General features: G+C 67.5%; 18 protein-coding genes. 8 read left to right on the top strand and 10 right to left on the bottom strand.

Translation table 11 applies throughout. The features are described 5' to 3' along the window. Positions 1-64 precede the first annotated feature (64 nt). Positions 65-1093 (top strand): DUF2334 domain-containing protein, encoded by a 1029-nt coding sequence (locus tag BM167_RS11100; protein WP_245781344.1) that lies wholly within the window; start codon positions 65-67, stop codon positions 1091-1093. Here the strand turns inward: BM167_RS11100 and BM167_RS11095 are convergent. The 4 genes from BM167_RS11095 to BM167_RS11080 form a co-directional block, all read right to left on the bottom strand. After that, a complete protein-coding gene (locus BM167_RS11095; RefSeq protein ID WP_092892434.1) occupies positions 1090-2154 on the bottom strand; it encodes a deoxyhypusine synthase in 1065 nt (354 codons plus the stop codon). The two genes, BM167_RS11100 and BM167_RS11095, sit on opposite strands and share 4 nt — an antisense overlap. 80 nt (positions 2155-2234) lie before the next feature. Continuing rightward, positions 2235-2960, bottom strand: a complete 726-nt coding sequence (locus tag BM167_RS11090) for a bacteriorhodopsin (RefSeq protein ID WP_092892432.1) — start codon at positions 2958-2960, stop codon at positions 2235-2237. 7 nt (positions 2961-2967) lie between these two features. Further along, positions 2968-5196 (bottom strand): methyl-accepting chemotaxis protein, encoded by a 2229-nt coding sequence (locus tag BM167_RS11085; protein ID WP_092892430.1) that lies wholly within the window; start codon positions 5194-5196, stop codon positions 2968-2970. Between the two features lie 90 nt (positions 5197-5286). Next, positions 5287-6051, bottom strand: coding sequence for a Nif3-like dinuclear metal center hexameric protein (locus tag BM167_RS11080; RefSeq protein ID WP_092892428.1), 765 nt, complete (start codon positions 6049-6051; stop codon positions 5287-5289). Positions 6052-6131: 80 nt separating this feature from the next. Between BM167_RS11080 and BM167_RS18515 the strand changes: the two genes are divergently transcribed. From BM167_RS18515 to BM167_RS18510, 3 genes are all read left to right on the top strand, one after another. Beyond that, positions 6132-6269, top strand: coding sequence for a hypothetical protein (locus tag BM167_RS18515; RefSeq protein WP_177213337.1), 138 nt, complete (start codon positions 6132-6134; stop codon positions 6267-6269). Between the two features lie 102 nt (positions 6270-6371). Further along, complete coding sequence (locus BM167_RS11075) at positions 6372-6740, top strand: DUF8097 family protein (protein WP_092892426.1); 369 nt, start codon at positions 6372-6374, stop codon at positions 6738-6740. 93 nt (positions 6741-6833) lie between these two features. After that, positions 6834-7001, top strand: coding sequence for a hypothetical protein (locus BM167_RS18510; protein WP_177213336.1), 168 nt, complete (start codon positions 6834-6836; stop codon positions 6999-7001). Here the strand turns inward: BM167_RS18510 and speB are convergent. Then, the gene (gene speB / locus BM167_RS11070) at positions 6998-7828 is read right to left on the bottom strand and encodes an agmatinase (protein WP_092892424.1); all 831 of its coding nucleotides are present in this window, start codon (positions 7826-7828) and stop codon (positions 6998-7000) included. The two genes, BM167_RS18510 and speB, sit on opposite strands and share 4 nt — an antisense overlap. A gap of 5 nt (positions 7829-7833) precedes the next feature. Then, positions 7834-8208, bottom strand: coding sequence for a translation initiation factor IF-5A (locus tag BM167_RS11065; RefSeq protein ID WP_092892422.1), 375 nt, complete (start codon positions 8206-8208; stop codon positions 7834-7836). Between the two features lie 183 nt (positions 8209-8391). On the opposite strand from BM167_RS11065, the gene BM167_RS11060 reads away from it, so the two are divergent. Then, positions 8392-8946, top strand: a complete 555-nt coding sequence (locus BM167_RS11060; protein ID WP_092892420.1) for a hypothetical protein — start codon at positions 8392-8394, stop codon at positions 8944-8946. A gap of 67 nt (positions 8947-9013) precedes the next feature. On the opposite strand, the gene BM167_RS18505 is transcribed toward BM167_RS11060, so the two are convergent. The 3 genes from BM167_RS18505 to BM167_RS11045 form a co-directional block, all read right to left on the bottom strand. Beyond that, positions 9014-9502 (bottom strand): DUF5518 domain-containing protein, encoded by a 489-nt coding sequence (locus BM167_RS18505; protein WP_177213335.1) that lies wholly within the window; start codon positions 9500-9502, stop codon positions 9014-9016. A 65-nt stretch (positions 9503-9567) separates the two neighbouring features. Then, positions 9568-11247 carry an ABC1 kinase family protein gene (locus BM167_RS11050; protein ID WP_092892418.1) on the bottom strand — a complete coding sequence of 560 codons (1680 nt, stop codon included), beginning with the start codon at positions 11245-11247 and terminating at the stop codon, positions 9568-9570. 12 nt (positions 11248-11259) lie between these two features. Next, on the bottom strand, positions 11260-11628 hold the full coding sequence (locus BM167_RS11045) for an Hsp20/alpha crystallin family protein (RefSeq protein ID WP_092892416.1): 369 nt from the start codon (positions 11626-11628) through the stop codon (positions 11260-11262). A 135-nt stretch (positions 11629-11763) separates the two neighbouring features. Here BM167_RS11045 and BM167_RS11040 point away from each other — a divergent pair, with 135 nt between their 5' ends. From BM167_RS11040 to BM167_RS11030, 3 genes are all read left to right on the top strand, one after another. Beyond that, positions 11764-13029 (top strand): molybdopterin molybdotransferase MoeA, encoded by a 1266-nt coding sequence (locus BM167_RS11040; protein ID WP_092892414.1) that lies wholly within the window; start codon positions 11764-11766, stop codon positions 13027-13029. Further along, positions 13026-14918, top strand: coding sequence for a molybdopterin biosynthesis protein (locus tag BM167_RS11035; protein WP_092892412.1), 1893 nt, complete (start codon positions 13026-13028; stop codon positions 14916-14918). The genes BM167_RS11040 and BM167_RS11035 overlap by 4 nt, the downstream gene beginning before the upstream one ends. Positions 14919-15002: 84 nt before the next feature. Beyond that, entirely contained in the window at positions 15003-15686 is a 684-nt protein-coding gene (locus BM167_RS11030; protein WP_092892410.1) for a HalOD1 output domain-containing protein, read from the top strand. Between the two features lie 4 nt (positions 15687-15690). Here the strand turns inward: BM167_RS11030 and BM167_RS11025 are convergent, their stop codons facing one another. Then, the gene (locus BM167_RS11025) at positions 15691-16383 is read right to left on the bottom strand and encodes an HAD family hydrolase (RefSeq protein ID WP_092892408.1); all 693 of its coding nucleotides are present in this window, start codon (positions 16381-16383) and stop codon (positions 15691-15693) included. Positions 16384-16443 lie beyond the last annotated feature (60 nt).

Raw genomic sequence — 16443 nt, 5'->3', positions numbered from 1 at the left:
TCCGACGAGTCGAGAGTAGCGGACGACTATGCCCTCTCTCCGGCGACTTCGGAGGTTCGCGGTAGTGGCTCTCGCAATCGCTCTCGGTGCGGCCGTCGGCGTCGGCGGCGTCGGCGTCCTCGATTCGGCGGTCGGGTCCACCGAACCGTCGGCGTCCGCCGACGGTCCGCGGGTGACGGCGCACGAACTGACCGCCACCGGAACGGAATCGACGTCGTCCACTCCATCTGACGACGCGACGGCGCACACCGCCACGCCCGCCCCGTCGGAGGCGTCGAACACCACGTGGCGAGAGTACCGACTCGTCGTCGTCTTCCGGAACGACGACATCCAACCCTCCCACGAGTTCTCGACGATGAAGGCCGTCGACCGGGTGTTCGTGACGGAGGACGTTCCGGTGACGAACGCGGTCATCCCCTTCCTCGACGGGGCGGCCATCTCGTCGTCCGAGGAGACCTGTACGTATCTCCGGGAACTCGGCCGCCGCCACCCGGACACGTTCGAGTTCGCGGTCCACGGGTACAGCCACGAGAACCGAGCGGAGTTCTTCGGCGGCAGCGAGTTCGGCTCGATTCCGTACGAGACCCAACGCGAGTGGGTCGCCGCCGGGTCCGAGGAACTGGCGGCCTGCACGGGGACTCGCCCGACGACGTTCGTCCCGCCGATGAACACCTACGACGAGAACACGACGCGCGCGGTGGCCGACTCCGAACTCGAAGTCGTCTCCGGGGGGTCGTGGTTCACGCGATCGTACTACGGCGAGACCGGCGTCTTCCGAAACGGGTCGGCCGTCCACGTCGCCAGTACGAACGGGTACGTGAGCAACTGGACGACGATGGAGACGAAATCGCGGGCCGAACTCGAAGCGGAGTTCGACGAGTCGTACGCGGAGGGAGGGACGTACGCGATGATGATTCACTACCCCGATTTCGACACGCCGGACCGACGCGCCGACCTCCGAGCCCTTCTCCGCCACGCGAAGTCCCACGACGGCGTCCGCTTCATGACCGTCGGAGAGGTCGGGTCCCGACGCTCGAACGGGACGCTGGTGCGGACCGACGAGGGGTGGCGCGTGCTCGAAGGAGGCGCTTAGAACTCCAGTTCCTCGGCGCGTTCGCGCGCCCCGGCGGTGACCAACGGGAGCGTCACCGTCGCGTCGCCGACGACGGTGACGTTCTGCGCGGACTTCTCTAATTTCCCCCACGACCGAGCCTCGTCCAACGTCGCGCCCGACAGACCGCCCGTGTGGTCGGGGTCCATCGTGAGTTGGACGGCGTAGTCGTAGGCGTCGGGGATGGTCAACATCGTCTGGAGGACGTAGTTCTTCGGGACGCCGCCGCCGACGACCATCGCGCCCGCCTTCTCGGCTTCGAACGCGAGGTCAGAGAGGTGCGTCATGTCGCCCAGAGCGTCCAGCGCGAACTCCGAGGTCTGTGAGTATATCCACGCTTGAATCCCCAACACCGAGTCCTGAATCGCCGGGCAGTAGATGGGGACGTCGTTTTCGTACGCCGCGGCGGCGACGCCGGCGTCCTCTTCGACTCCTTCCGCACGATTCTGTTCGAGGTTCGCCCGGCCGAGTTCCGCGGTGAACTCTTGGATCGAAACCGTCCGTTCGACGTTCGGAAAGACGTTCTCGCGGAGGTGTCCCTCGAACAGCGCAAAGTACTCCTGCGGGAGGTAGACGTTGTAGATTCGGTCTACCTCCTCGTCTCGGAGATGTTCGTCGTGGTCGCGCGTCGTCTCGCCCGTCGGGTCGGCGTCCGCGTTCGAGGGGTGGGGGTCGTGCGGTTCCGCCCGGCCGTGGTGGTGTTTGCCGCCGACGGCTTCGATGGCGTCGTGGGTGAGGTTCGCGCCCGTCGTGACGAGAGCGTCGATGTGGCCGTCGCGAATCAGGTCGGTGACGATCTGGCGCATCCCCGTCGGCACCATCGCGCCCGCGAGGCCGAAGAAGTTCGTCACGTCGTCGCGGGCCAGCATCTCCGCGTAGGTGTCGACGGCGCGGTTGACGCTGGCCGCTCCGATGCCCGCCTTTCCGTACTCCGCGGCGAGTTCGCCGACGGTCATCCCCGCTTCGACGCGGGCGTGACCGACGGGGTTCTCCGCGAACTCCTCGCGGTTCGGCGGCTGGTACTCGTGGTCGTCGTCGCTCATGCTTACGACTGCGCGGCGGCCGGATTTGAACGCGACGATGCCGACTCGGGAAAAGAGCGCTCGTCTCGTCGCCGCGGGGGTCAGTCGGCGGTCGAACCGGGCCGTCGGGCGGCCGAGTCGGCGCGTCCCCGCACGTTCGTGAGTCGGTCCAGCGCGTCGGACCCGTTCACCGCGATGGCGACGAATCCGACCTTCGTGATGAGGTCGAGGTAGGTCACGACGAGTATCTCAGTCGAGGGGTTCAACAGACCCAACCCGGGCCCCGAGAGCACCCAGACGACGGGGTAGAGACTCCAGAGAACGACGGTGAGGTTCCGGAGTTTCGTGAACACCGTCTCGACTCGGTCGTCGCCGACGACTGCCCGTCGCTGGAGGCCGACGACGAGGAGGTACGCCAGTACCGCGAAGGCGACGCAGCCGACGCCGAACACGGCGATGCCGAGGAGGCCCCCGAGGAAGACGGCGGCGACGCCAGAGAGGATGACGACCACGTCGAGCCCCAAGAGCGCGGCGTACACCCGTTTCGACGGGCGACAGAGCATCCCGAGATACAAGACGAGAAGCGGCGTCGTGAGGAGCCAATCGACGTACCGAGGCACGAAAAACACCGCGCCGTCGACCGTCTGGAAGCCGTACCCGAGCGCCATCGCGAGGTAGGCGACGGCCGCGATGCCGGGAATGCTCGCGAGGACGGCGTAGTACGAACGATGTCTCGCGTCCGTGAACGCGCGCTTCAACGGCGGGAGCGTGCCGAGCGTCATCCCCACGGTTCCGATCCAGAGCCAGAGTGTGTACGTTTCGAACATTGTCGTCTCAGTCGTCCCCCGCTATCTTCCCGCCGCGACTCGACGCGGGCGGCCGTTCCCCTTCGCTTTCGACTTCGAAGTCGTCCAGCACGGAGCGCAGTCGAGCGGCCCTGACAGAGAGCGCGTCCGCGTCCTCGCTTACGTCCATCAGGGTGTCCGTCTGCCGTTCGGCCGCCGTCGCCACGCTGTCGGCTTCGGCGGTCGTCTGCTCGGAGATGCCCGCCACCTCGTCGACCACTTCGACGACCGACGCCGTCGATTTCGCCTGCTCCGCCGTCGCCGAACGTATCTCGCGGATGCTCACGTCGGCTTGCTCGACTCTGTCGACTATCTGTTCGAGCGCTTCTATCGCGTCTTCGACCGTCTCGACGCCCGACTCCATTCGACCGGACGTCTCGCGCATCTCCTCGACCGCGACTTCGGTCCGCGATTGGACGCCTTCGAGTCGGGTCTCTATCTCCTCTGCGGACTGTTCTGTCTTCTCGGCGAGGTTCTTCACCTCGTCCGCGACGACGGCGAAGCCGTCGCCGTCCTCGCCCGTCCGAGCGGCCTCGATAGAGGCGTTCAGCGCCAGCAGGTTCGTCTGTCCGGCGATTTCGCGGATGACCTCCGTGATGTCGCCGATGGCCTGCATCTCGTCCGAGAGCGCGTCCATCTCCTCTACGGTCTGTTCGGTCTGGCTCTCGACGGCGTCCATCTCCTCTACGGCCGCCCTCGCGGCTTCCCGGCCGTCTTCGCCCGCCGCCGCGGCCGCCTGTGACGTCTCGGCGACGGAGTCGACCGTCGCCGCGACCTCCTCTGCGCTCGCCGAGAGGCCGTCTATCTCGTCGTAGACGTCGTGGAGGTAGGTGGTCTGTTTGGCCGCGCCGGTCGATATCTCGTCGACGGACTCGCTGACCTCGCGATTTTCGTCGATGACCGCGCCGGCGCCGTCTTCGAGTCGCGTCGCCGCCTCGGCGACGTGGTCCGCGAACCGCTTGCCCTCGGCCACCGTGCGTGCGAGTTCGTCGAGCATCTCGTTGAACGCGACGCCGATGTCGTGCATCGCCTCGCTCTCGCTTTCCGTCTGGACTCGTCGGGTCAAGTCGCCGTCCGCCACGTCGGCCATCACGGACTCGTAGTCGGTGGCTTTCCGTTCGAGATGCTCGTTCGCCGCCTCGGTGCTCCGAATCTGCTCTCTGAGCGAGTCGCGCATGTCGGCGAACGACTCGAAGAGCGTCCCGATTTCGTCCTCCCGGGCCGTCTCGAGTTCGACCGACAGGTCGCCGTTCGCCATCGCGTCGGCCTTCCGCGACAACTGACGCAGCGAGATGACGGTGTTGCTGCCGATGGTGACGCCGATGAGACCGAGGCTGACCACGGTCAGGAGGATGAGCCCGAGGATGTTCGAGGCCACCTGCGACCCCAATCCGAACACGTCCTCGCGCGGGGCGCGGACGAGCACGGACCAGTCGGCGGACGACATCGTCGCACTCGCGGTGACCGTCTCTCCGTCGTCGGAGAACGACGTGCCATCTTCGACCCGCGAGAGCGTCGCGTCGTCGATGCGTTCGTCGCCCATCACCATCGAACTGTCGGGATGGGAGACGTACTGTCCGTCACCGTCGACGACGAGCGTCGATTCGGCCGCCGCCGCCCCCGAGAAGGCGGTCGTTCGCGAGTCGAGATTTATCATGTAGACGAGCGCGCGGTTCTCCGCGCCCTCGACGGGCGAGACGACTGCGACGACGGGGAACTCCACCGCGTCGACGCGGAACGGCGAACTCACGTACACGTCGTCCGCGCCGTCGAACGACGGCGGGTCGGTCGCGAACGGCGCGCCCTGTTCGGCGGGGCTGACGCCGACGAGTTCGTCGCTCGAACTCGTCAGAATCCGTTTTTCGGCGGTGTCGTAGTAGTGGACGGCGACCACGCCGTCGGGCACCTGCCCGCGTTCGACGGCCGACGAGAGGTGGTCGCGTATCTCGCCTCTGTCGTCGGACCGCAACACCGGGTGTTCAGAGTGCAGTCGCGTCTGCCGTTCGATGCCCGATAGCCACGTGTCGAGTTCCGCCGCCCGTATCTCTGCGGTGTTCGTCATCTCCGCTCGCACGTCGTCTTCCAACTCCGCTGTCGTCTGCGCGTGGACGAACCCACCGAACGCGACGGTGAGCGCCACGACGGCGACCAATGCGAGCGCGAGTTTCGCCCCGTAACTTCGCCTGATTCGCGCCAGTAGCGCGTTTCCCCTGGCCATTACCTGTCCGTTCTGGACACTGTTACTTTACTGTTGGACTCCGATTATCGAAGCTGATACGGCGACGGACGGGAAAACGCGCGACTCGGTTCAGAGACCGGTGGGATGGTCGAGGTACGTCGTCTCGACTCCCCACGTCTCGGCGATAGCCGCGAGGTTCCGAACGCCGAACGTCTCCGTCGCGTAGTGACCCGCGAGGAAGACGTTGATTCCGGCTTCTCTGGCCTCGTGGTACACCTTCTGTTTGCCCTCGCCCGTGACGAACGCGTCCGCACCGGCGTCGACTGCCTCGTCCAGCCAATCGACGCCCGACCCCGTGACGACGGCCACGTCTCTCACCTCGTCGGGGCCGAAGTCGAACACCCGGGTCGGGTCGCCGTCGTTGTCGAGGGCGTCGAGTTCCGCGCGGAGTTCCTCGACCGCGTACGAGTCGGGCGCGCGGCCCATCTGGCCGATATCGACCGGTCCCAACGACCCGAACGGCTCTCTGTCTTCGAGTCCGAGGTGGTCTGCGACGCCCGCGGCGTTCCCGTGCGTCTGGTGGCCGTCGAGCGGGAGATGCGAGACGTAGAGAGCCACGTCGTTCTCGACGAGTGGCGCGATTCGGTCGTACGTCCGGCCCGTCACCCGGTCGAGTCCGCCCCAGACCAGGCCGTGGTGCGTGACGAGGAGGTCGGCGTCGGCGTCTATCGCCGCCTCGATGGTCGCTTCCGCGGCGTCGACGGCGACGGCGACTCGTTCGACCGACCCCTCGTCGGGGCCGACCTGCAGTCCGTTCGCGCTCGCGTCCACGTCGGCGAACTCCTCGGTGTTCAGTTCCTCGTCGTAACGAGAGACGACGTCAGAGAGGTCCATGCGAACCCCGTCGGCCTCCCGACGCTTGTATCCTCCCGATTCGGCCCGAGAGGCCTCGCGGACGGCCGCGACGCCTTTGTGTGCGGCCGGACAACTACCGCCTCCCGATGGGCAAGTTCAGCAAGGCCGCACGCATCTGGCGACGACTCCCGCGAAAGTACAAGCGGCGCATCACCGGCAAAGCGCGACGCCTCGCCCGACGCGTCACCGGCAAGTGACGCGCTGAGGCCGACGCACGGGCCCTCGCTTCTCGTTCGCCGGCCGCCCGTTCTCCCGTCGTCCGCAGAAATGTATATACTCTGATAGCCACAGCGAGACATATGGTGACTCGCCGGCGGGCGGTCGCGGAGTGTCTCCTCTCGGCCGCCGCACTCGTCGTTCAAACGTACAGCCGAAACGCCCTCCATCGGCACGAGGAGTACGACGATCCGCCTCCGCTCTCGGCAGGCGGGGTATTTGCGGGCACGCTCTACCAACTCGCCTACCTCTGGGCGTACGACCGCGACTGGGGGCGGATGCGGTCGAACAGCTATCGACGACTCGCGTACGGCCTCTGTGTGACGACCGTCAAGCGGCGACTGTTCCCGAGCGACGAGTTCCGATTCGGGTTCGGGACCGGCGGCCTCGTCGGTTCGATTCTCTACCGGTTCTGGTACGGCGTTCTGCGCCCGGTACCCGGGTCGGCGTAGAGCGCTCGGAGTCGGACCGGCCGGAACGGCCGAAACCGCCGGTACCGCGGAACGAAGCAGAGAACCTATGAGCGAAGACGCGGACCGACGACCGTGTTCCGAGGCCCCCCCTGTCCGAACTGCGGAAGCGAGTGGTTGACGACGAAAAGTCGCCCGGACGACTCGTGGATAACGTTCGGCGGGCACGACGTGACGCACGACTTACACCGCTGTCTACGGTGTTTCGAGTCGTTCTCGCCGGAGAGCGACGAAGGCGACTAACGCTCCGCCGATTCGTCGGCGGCGGCGTGCGAGAAGACGAACTCGCGGAGGAGTTTCCCCGCGAGCGACGCCGCCTGTCCGTCGTCTCTGTCGTTGACCTCCACCACGTCGAAGCCGTCGGCGTGGGGGGCGACGGTCCGGACGATATCGCGCATCTCGCGGGGCGCCAGCCCGAACGGTTCGGGCGTTCCCGTGCCGGGCGCGAAGGCGGGGTCCGCGGCGTCGATATCGACGCTCAGGTAGACTGATCGACCGTCGAACCGGTCGCCGGGGTCCCACGCCGCCGCCTCTTCGGGCGGGACGACGGTCACGTCGTCCTCGTCTGCGCGAGCCCACTCGGCTTCGGACCCGGTTCGCGCGCCGACGATGACCGCCTCCTCCGCGCCGAGTTCGTCGAGGACGCGCCGCGTGACGGTGGCGTGACTCCACTCGTTGCCGTCGTACTCGCGTCTGAGGTCGAGGTGCGCGTCGAGACAGACGAACACGTCGGGTTCGACGGCGCCGACGCCCGCGGCGGTGACTGTGTGTTCGCCGCCGACGAGGAGCGGTACCGCGCCGTCCCAGACGACGTCGGTCACGGTTCCGCCGACCCACTCGACGTACTCCTCGGCGTCGTCCCACGGGTGGACGTCGCCCTCGTCGTGGACGGAAAGGTTCGAAAAGCGCAGGTCGGTTCGCCGGTCGTAGTCGTCGAACGTCCGGGCGAACCGCCGGACTCTCTCGGGACCGAACCGGGTCCCGGGCCGAAACGAAGTCGAGATGTCCAGCGGGGCGCCGACGACGACGTACGCGGCGTCGTCACGCGATGCAGTCGCCCCGGGAAACATCTCGATTATATTATCTTTCGCTGCCCTTCGTAGTCGAGGTACTCTATCTCGTCTTCGGGCGAGAGGTCCTCGCCCTCGGGGATGCGCATCGTGAACGTCTCGTACGTTTCGAGGTCCATGATCTGAGCGTCGGCGTCGGTGACGGAGACGACCTGTCCCTGCTTTCGTTCGATGATCGGGACCCACACCTTCGCGTCGACGGGTTGGGAGAGCGACCGCTTTCGGTCGTCGAAGACGCCTTTGCCCTCGATTCGGGCCTTCGCGCTGCCGTGCTTACCGGGCTTTGCGGTGCTGTAGGCGTTTATCTTACAGGGAGAGTCGTCCATCATCACGTAACTTCCTTCCTGCAGTTCGCGGACCTGCTTTTGCTCTTTCGCCATGGTTCCGGGTTATCGTGTGGTCGGTATAAACGGTTTGGAAACGCCGCGAGAGGGCGGTAGCCGATGTGTGACACCCGACAGATAGTTTTCGGACGGACCCGCCCCCGATGCCGGTCCGGCGGCGTTCTCGCTTCCGATAACCGCGTCCGAGCCTATACATACTGTGACGCCGTGACTGGCGATATGTGCGCACCCACGTCGAGACCCTCTCGCACAGCGGACCCGGTCGAAGCCGTCGCGGACCGACTCTCGGTTTCGAGCGGTCGAGAACTCGCTCGCTCCCTGTTGAACGGCGTGGGGGCGGAGGCGGTAGAGCGCCACGGCCCGTTCTCTGCGGCGTTGGGCGCGGTTCGGGCCGTCTGCCGTCGTCTCGACGCCGACGTTCCCGAGGTGTACGCCGCCGCGTCGGCACTCGACGTCGACCCCTGCGACGCCGTCGCGGCCGAACAGAAACTGGAGTCGGAACTGTCGCCGCCCGGTCGGCGAGAGGACGTCGAACGACTCACTGAGAGCATCACGACGTACGCCGTCCTGTTGGACGCGTTAGAGAACGGCGTGGCCGCCGCCGACCTCTCGGCGTCCGTCGACGTCGATTCGGAACTCGTGCGTCGTCTCGACGGCAACGTCACCGAGTTCGACCCGGCGGCCGTGCGGGAGCATCTCACCCGACTGCGGGCGGACAGAGCGATGGCTCAACTCGGCTTTCGGCTGTACGACGTCGCCCGCGACGACGCGTAGTACGCGACTTTTCGACGCCTCCGGACGGCCTCGTCTCCCTCTCCGATCGGTCCGTTCGGCCTCTCTGTCAGGTCTCTTCGTTCGAACCCAACCACCCGACGTCGTCTCCGTTCGTCCCGCGGTCCGTCGCTCTCGTCGCGCGACCACCGGTCGTTCCCGTCGCCGCGCCGCCGTCGCCGTCGTCGCGGGCGTCCGAGGCGACACCGCCGACTGCCCCGGCGATGGCGTTCGGAAGCGTCACCGAGAGCAAGATTCCCGTCGTCGCCGCGCCGGACGTGGTGAAAAGGGGGGCGAGATACTCGTACGGGAACGGAAGCGTCCCGTCGCCCGTCACCGCGAGGGCGACGAGTCCGGGGATGAGGAGCGTCCCCCACGCGAGAGACGAAAGGAGGCCGTGCCACGCCCCGTCTGCGGGTTCGGGGCCGACGAGATAGCCGGCGAAGGCGCTTCCGGCGAGTCCGCCCACGAGCGTCACGCGCCCGGTGAGTGCGAAGACGAGAGCTTCGCTGCACGCCGCTAACGCGAATCCGGCTAGCACGGCCCGCCAGCGAGTCATACCGACCGTATCGTGACTTCTCTGATATAAACGCACCTCCCCGAGAATCAGACGTGATACCGAAGTCAGTCGTCGCCGCGGCGGTCCTTGAGGTTCTGGCGGGTGAACTGCGGCGTGGCGCGAACGCCTCGCTTCGTCCGGAACGACCGATAGAGGAGGACGACGACCGGAATCGTCAGCAACGCCGCGACGGCGGCGGGCACGACGCTCGTCTGATCGAACGCGTAGAGAATCGCAGTCGAGAGCGCACCGACCGAAAGGAGGATGCCGTAGACGATGCGGCGCGCGAGTCTGTCGAAGACGCCGTTTTCGTCCTCGATTCGGATGTTGACCGCGAGGTTCTCGCGTTCGACCCGGTCCAACGCTCGGTCGAGTTTCGTCGGGACGGTAAACAGCGCTTGGGAGGTCTGTTGGACCTGTCTACCGGCGTCTCTGGCGAGTTCCCTCGCCGTCTCCTCGTAGTAGCCCTCCTCGCGGAGGTACGCAGTCGCCACCGCGATGAAGTCGAACTTCGGGTCCAACGTGACGCAGACGCCCTCTACGACGGTGGCGACGCGCAGGACCAACGCGAGGTTTCGCGGCAGGCGAAGTGGGAACTCGTAGATGGTCGACTCCACCTGTTCGATTATCTGCTGGACGCGGTACTGCTCTATGTCTTCCCCGCGGGCGTCGGCGATGGCCAGTTCCATCACGTCGCCCATCACCTGTCTGTCCGCCTCCGGCGAGAGCGTCCCCATCTCGACGAGTGCGTCGAGGATGCCGTCGATGTTCTGGTTCGCGATTGCGACGTAGAAATCCACTATCTTCTCTTGGACGAACGGGTCGACCTGACCGGACATGCCGAAGTCGTAGAAGATGATGCGCCCCTCGTCGTCGACGGCCAGATTCCCGGGGTGGGGGTCGGCGTGGAAGACGCCGTCGTCGATTATCATCTGCAGGTAGACGCGTTGGAGCGTCGTCGCGAGCTGCGTCCGGTCGATGCCTTTCTCGTCTATCGCGGCGACGTCGTTTATCTTCGTCCCCGGGAGATACTCCATCGTGAGGACGCGCGGACCGGAGCGCTCCTCGACGGGTTCGGGGATGCGGATGGCGTCGTCCTCTTCGAAGTTGGCCCGAATCTCGTCTAAGATGCGGCGTTCGCGAGCGTAGTCCATCTCCTGTCTGATGGTTTTTGCGAACTCGTCCGCGAGGTTCTCCAAGGAGAACGCCCGCCCCTCGCCGATGAAGCGTCTGACGATGGGAAGCGACCACCGGACGACTCGGAGGTCCGCCTCGACGAGTTTCTCGATGTCGGGGCGGCGAACTTTCACCGCGACGGGGTCCCCCTCGTACTCCGCGGTGTACACCTGCCCGAGACTCGCGCCGCTTATCGGGTCGGGGTCGAACCCGTCGAACGCCTCCGAGACGGGGCCGAGTTCCGCTTCGAGCACCTGTCTCGACTCCTCCCACGGTGCCGGGGGAACGTCGTCTTGGAGACTCGACAGCACCTCGATGTACTCCGGCGGGAGGATGTCCGGACGCGTCGAAAGCAGTTGACCGAGTTTGATGAACGTCGGCCCGAGCGTCAGAAGCGAGTCGAGGAGAATCCCCGCCCGCCTGACCCGCATATCCGGGGTCACTTTCCGGGACCCGCCGAACAGGACGAACCGATTGCGGTCTCTCGCGTAGGCGACTATCAGCGGGAAGAACTGGTAGACGACGACGAGGAACCGCCAGTACGCACGTAAGTTGACCAGCGTCACCACCTCACCGCGCTCTCAGGACCCGTCCTCGTTTGCGGTGATCGGGATGGTCCGTTCGGGCGCGGCGTCGCGCTTCGGGAGGCGAATCGTGAGGACGCCGCGTTCGACGCTGGCCTCCGCGCCCGCGCCGGTGGCGTCCGGGGGAAGGGGCAACTCCGCGTCGAGAAACAGCGCCCGGTCCTCGCGGACGTACTGAAACTCCGCTGGCAGCCGTTTCTCGCGCCGGGCCTCGATGGCGAGTCGGCCGTTCTCCAGGCCGATGTCGGCCGTCTCGGCCGTCACGCCGGGGAGGTCCAACACGAGGAGGTACGCGTCGTCGGATTCCAGCAGGTCGGCGAACACCGCGTCCGGGAGTTCCTGAAGCGCGTCCCGCAGTGCAGACATACGCCGACGTAAGGATGCCTCGGGCTAAAACCCCCCGGTCGGCCGCCGCAACCGGGGCCACAAAGCACTTGAGTTCGACCGCTACCCTCGCCGACTCGGCACCCCTTTTTGGTTCCGGGCGCGCAACCGTCCGGTATGGACGCAGCGGACTCCGACTCCGACGACTCGGGCGCCGAGCGACGCGCGGCCGGGTTCAAAGAGCGGACTCGGGTTGCCGCCGCCAGAGAGACGCTTCTCTCCGCGGCGACGCCCCACGAACGGACGGAACGACTCCCCCTCGGACCGGCCGACGGACGGGCGCTTGCGGAACCGGTCACTTCGCCGCGGCCCGTCCCCGGCTACGACCGGGCGGCGATGGACGGGTGGGCGGTCCGCGCCAGCGACACGTTCGGCGCGTCGGACCGGTCGCCGGAGATACTCCGCGTCGGTTCCGAGGAGGCCGAAACCGGTGCGGAAGTCGCCCCCGGCGAGGCGGTGCGGGTCCACACCGGGAGCGAACTCCCGCCGGGCGCCGACGCCGTCGTGATGATAGAGGAGACGGAGACGGTAGGCGACGAACTCGAACTGTTCGACGCCGTCACCGAGGGCGAAAACGTCGGTCCGGTCGGCGAGGACGTCGCGGAGGGCCAACATCTGTTCGACGCGGGCCACGAACTCCGGCCGTCGGACCTCGGACTGCTCAAATCCGTCGGCGTGGACGAGGCACCCGTCTACGAACGGCCGACCGTCGGCGTGATTCCGACGGGCGAGGAACTCGTCCAACGGGACCCCGCCCCCGGCGAGATGATAGAGACGAACGGGCTGACCGTCTCGCGCCTCGTCGACCGGTGGGGCGGCGTCCCCACCTACCGGAGCGTCGTCACCGACGACGAGTCGGCCCTCAGGGCGGCCATCCAACGCGACCTGACGAAAGATATCGTCGTCACCACCGGCGGGTCGTCCGTCGGGGAACGCGACTTGGTCCCCGAGGTGGTCGAGGAACTCGGCGAGGTTCTCGTCCACGGCGTCGCCCTCAAACCCGGCCACCCCGTCGCTCTCGGGGTGGTCGAGGAGACGCCGGTCGTGATGCTCCCGGGCTACCCCGTCGCCTGCATCGTAAACAGCGTGCAGTTCCTCAGACCCCTTCTCAAGCGCGTCGGGCACCTCCCCGCCTCGCCGTTCCCGACGAGTGAGGCGCGCCTGGAACGGAAGATTCCGAGCGAACCCGGAATCCGGACGTTCGCGCGCGTCCGCCTCGATTCGGACGGCGGAGAGAACGTGGCCACGCCGACTCGCGCCTCGGGGTCGGGCGTCCTCTCGTCTGTCGCCCTCGCCGACGGGTGGGTCGTCGTCCCCGAGGACAGAGAGGGGTACGCCGAAGGCGAGACGGTCGCCGTCGAGGGCTGGGAGTGGTCTCGATGACGGAGCGAAAGGAGTTCCGCGACCTCGCACCGCCGGAGGAGGCCCACGAGGCCATCGCCTCGTTGGACCTCGAACCGGACCCCGAAACGGTCCCGCTCTCGGAGGCCCGCGGCAGAGTCCTCGCCGAGCGAATCGACGCCGAGTTGGACGTGCCCGGGTTCGACCGCGCGAGCATGGACGGCTACGCCGTCCGCGGGCGCGACACCTTCGGCGCGGGCGAGGCGGACCCGGTGGAGTTGGACCTCGTCGGCGCGGTTCACGCCGGGACCGAACCCGACGTGACCGTCGCGGAGGGCGAGGCGGCAGAGATATCCACCGGTGCGGTGATGCCGCCCGGCGCGGACGCCGTCGTCATCGTCGAACGGACGGAAGAACGCGACGGAAACGTGGTCGTCCGAACTGCCGTCGCCCCCGGCGACAGCGTGATGCTCGCCGGTGCGGACGTGGCCGCCGGCGCGCGAGCGTTGGGTCCGGGGACGCGGGTGACGCCCCGCGAAATCGGCCTGCTCTCCGCGCTCGGAATCGACGAGGTGCCCGTCCGCGGGCGACCGGTCGTCGGCATCGTCTCGACGGGCGACGAACTCGTCCGCCCCGGTGACGAGTTGCGGAGCCGAGCGGGGCAGATATACGACGTGAACAGTTACACCACCGCCGCGGCCGTCGAAGAGGCGGGCGGCGAGGCGCGTCTCTACCCTCACGCGGGCGACGACTACGACGAGATGGAACGCATCTTGGTCGAGGCCGCGGAGGAGTGTGACTTGGTGCTCTCGTCGGGGTCTACCTCCGCGTCCGCCGTGGACGTCATCTACCGCGTCATCGAGGAACGCGGCGAACTCCTGCTTCACGGCGTCGCGGTCAAACCGGGCAAGCCGATGCTCGTCGGCCGGGTGGGGTCGTCGGCGTACGTCGGCCTGCCGGGCTATCCGGTCTCTGCTTTGACCATCTTCCAGACGTTCGTCGCGCCCGCCGTCCGCCGGGCCGCGGGCCTCCCCGAACCCCGAACCGCGACGGTCGAGGGGTCGATGGCCGTCCGCGAACGCTACGGCGAGGGGCGACTCCGCCTGATGCCGGTTGGCTTAGTCGAGGACGAGGCGGGCGAGACGCTGGTCTACCCGGTGGACAAAGGAAGCGGCGCGACCACGTCGCTGGTCGAAGCCGACGGCGTCGTCGAGGTTCATCCGGACACCGAGTACCTCGCGGAGGGCGAACGGGTGGAGGTGCGCCTGTTCTCGCCCGACGTTCGGACGCCGACGCTCTTCGGCGTCGGCGAGGACGACCCCGCTCTCTCGCGCATCCTCGATAGGCTCGAACGCCCGCGCTACCTCGCGGTCGGCAGTCGCGACGGACTGCGCCGCCTCCGGGGCGGCGTCCCGGACGTGGCGGTGGTCGCCGGGCCGACGGACCGAGACGTCGAGAGCGTCGAACTCGGCGGGTGGACCCGCGAGTGGGGACTCGTCGTCCCGCCGGGCAACCCCGACGGCGTGACGGGCCTCTCTGACCTCGTAGACCAGGACTTGCGGTTCGTCAACCGCGACACGAACTCGGGGCTCAGAGCGAGTCTCGACGACGCGGCGGCCGCCCTCGCCGAGGACCGAGGGACGACCCGAAGCGACCTGACCGACGACGTGGACGGCTACGAACTCGGGACGAAAGCGTCCGAGAGTCCCGCCCGCGCCGTCGTCTCGGGGTCGGCCGACGCGGGCCTCGGCCTGCGCGAGACGGCCGAATCGCTCGATTTGGGGTTCGTCTCTCTCGGGACGGAGGCGGTTCGCGTCCACGCGAACCCCGACAGAGTCGAGAAAGCGGGCGTCCGCGAACTCGAACGCGCGCTTGGGGACGCCGGAGACGTGTTCGATTCGCTCGCGGGGTACGGCCTCGACCGAGACTGACGGGGCGAAATCCGGTGCGAGAAGCGTCAAAGCCGGGACACGACTGAGAGAAAGCGCTTTGTACCCCCGTTTGCTGCTACTGTCATGGCACGAGCACAGACAGTGTTACACGTGGACGACGACCCGAATCTTCTCCAGTTGTCTCGGGAGTCGTTCCGACGGGCTGTCGGTGCCGACGTGGAGGTAGTCACCGCGGGGACGGCCGAGGAGGGGTTGGCCGTCCTCGGGTCCCGTCCCGTCGACTGCGTCGTCAGCGACTCGGTCGCCCTCCCGGACGGGACGCCGTTCGTCGTGTCGGCGCACCGTTCGCGCCCCGGCGTCGGTATCGTCCTGTTCACCGCGAAAGACTGGGACGACGTTCGCGCAGACGCCGACGCGGGCGGCGTCGGCGCGTACGTTCAGAAAGCCGGCGCGGGCGACTTCGCGCGGGTGATAGCCGAGGTGAGCGCACTCGCTCACCGACCTCGGCGAATCGGAGACGGCGGCGAGGAGTGGGAGTTTCTCACCACGCACGACTGGAACGCCGGCGGCGAAATCGGCACGACCATCGCAGTCGCGTTGGCGTCGTACGTCGGCGCGGCGGTCGACGAACTCGAACCGCTCTTTCCGGCGGTGGACGTCGACACCTTAGAGGCGTTGCTCCGGCCGAAGAGCGGCGACGACGGCCGCGACGTGCGGGTCCGCTTTCCGTACCGGTCGTGGGAGTTCGCCGCGTCGAGTCGCGGCGACGTGGCTATCCGGTCGGTGAGAGACGGGACCGAGGAGTAGCAGGTCAGGGCCGTTCGTCGGAGTCGCCGCCGTCCGCGGCGACGGAGCGACCGTCGAGGTCGGTGAACGATTCGACGCGGTAGTCCGCCAACACGCAGTGACCGCGCCGTTCGGGCGGATGGCGTTCGACGTGGACGCCGTGGAGTCCGGCGTTCCACGCCGCGCCGATGTCGCTGGCACCGTCGCCCGCGAGGACGCCCACTCCGGCGTCGGCGGGGTCGAGGTCCAGTCCCTCGATGGCGTGGCGAACGGGCGTGGGGTCCGGTTTCCACCCGAGGTCCGAGGTGCAACAGACGATAGTGTCGAACCACTCGCGGATGTCGAGATGGTCGACGACGGGGTCCGTCAGGAACTGCTGGCAGTGCGTCACCACGCCGACCGGTACGTCCCGCGCTCTCAGGTCGGCTACGAGCGCCTCGGCGTCGTCGTGGACGAACGTCGCCTCCGCGCGGGCCTGCGGGTCTTCGACGGCGTGGAACGCCTCCCAGAACCGTTCGGGGTCGAACCCCCACTCGCGGAGTTGCGGGTCTCGCGCCCCGCCGAGGCCGTGCCAGAGGACTTCGGCCTCGCGGTCGGTGAACTCCCGGCCCAGTCTCTCTCCGACCCGGTCGAACGTCTCGCGAGTGTACGACCACTCGACGTCGACGACCGTTCCGTCGAGGTCGAACAGCCAGAAGTCGTACGCGTCGGGAATCATCGGGCGAACTGATAGGTCGCGACGATGTAAGTCTGTTGCGCCGGTTCGCACCGTCGATAC

Origin of the sequence: Halopelagius inordinatus (assembly GCF_900113245.1) — an archaeon.
In the GTDB taxonomy this organism is placed as follows: Archaea; Halobacteriota; Halobacteria; order Halobacteriales; family Haloferacaceae; genus Halopelagius; species Halopelagius inordinatus.
Note: the sequence above shows the minus strand (reverse complement) of the source record. Positions and strands in the feature narration are given on the sequence as shown.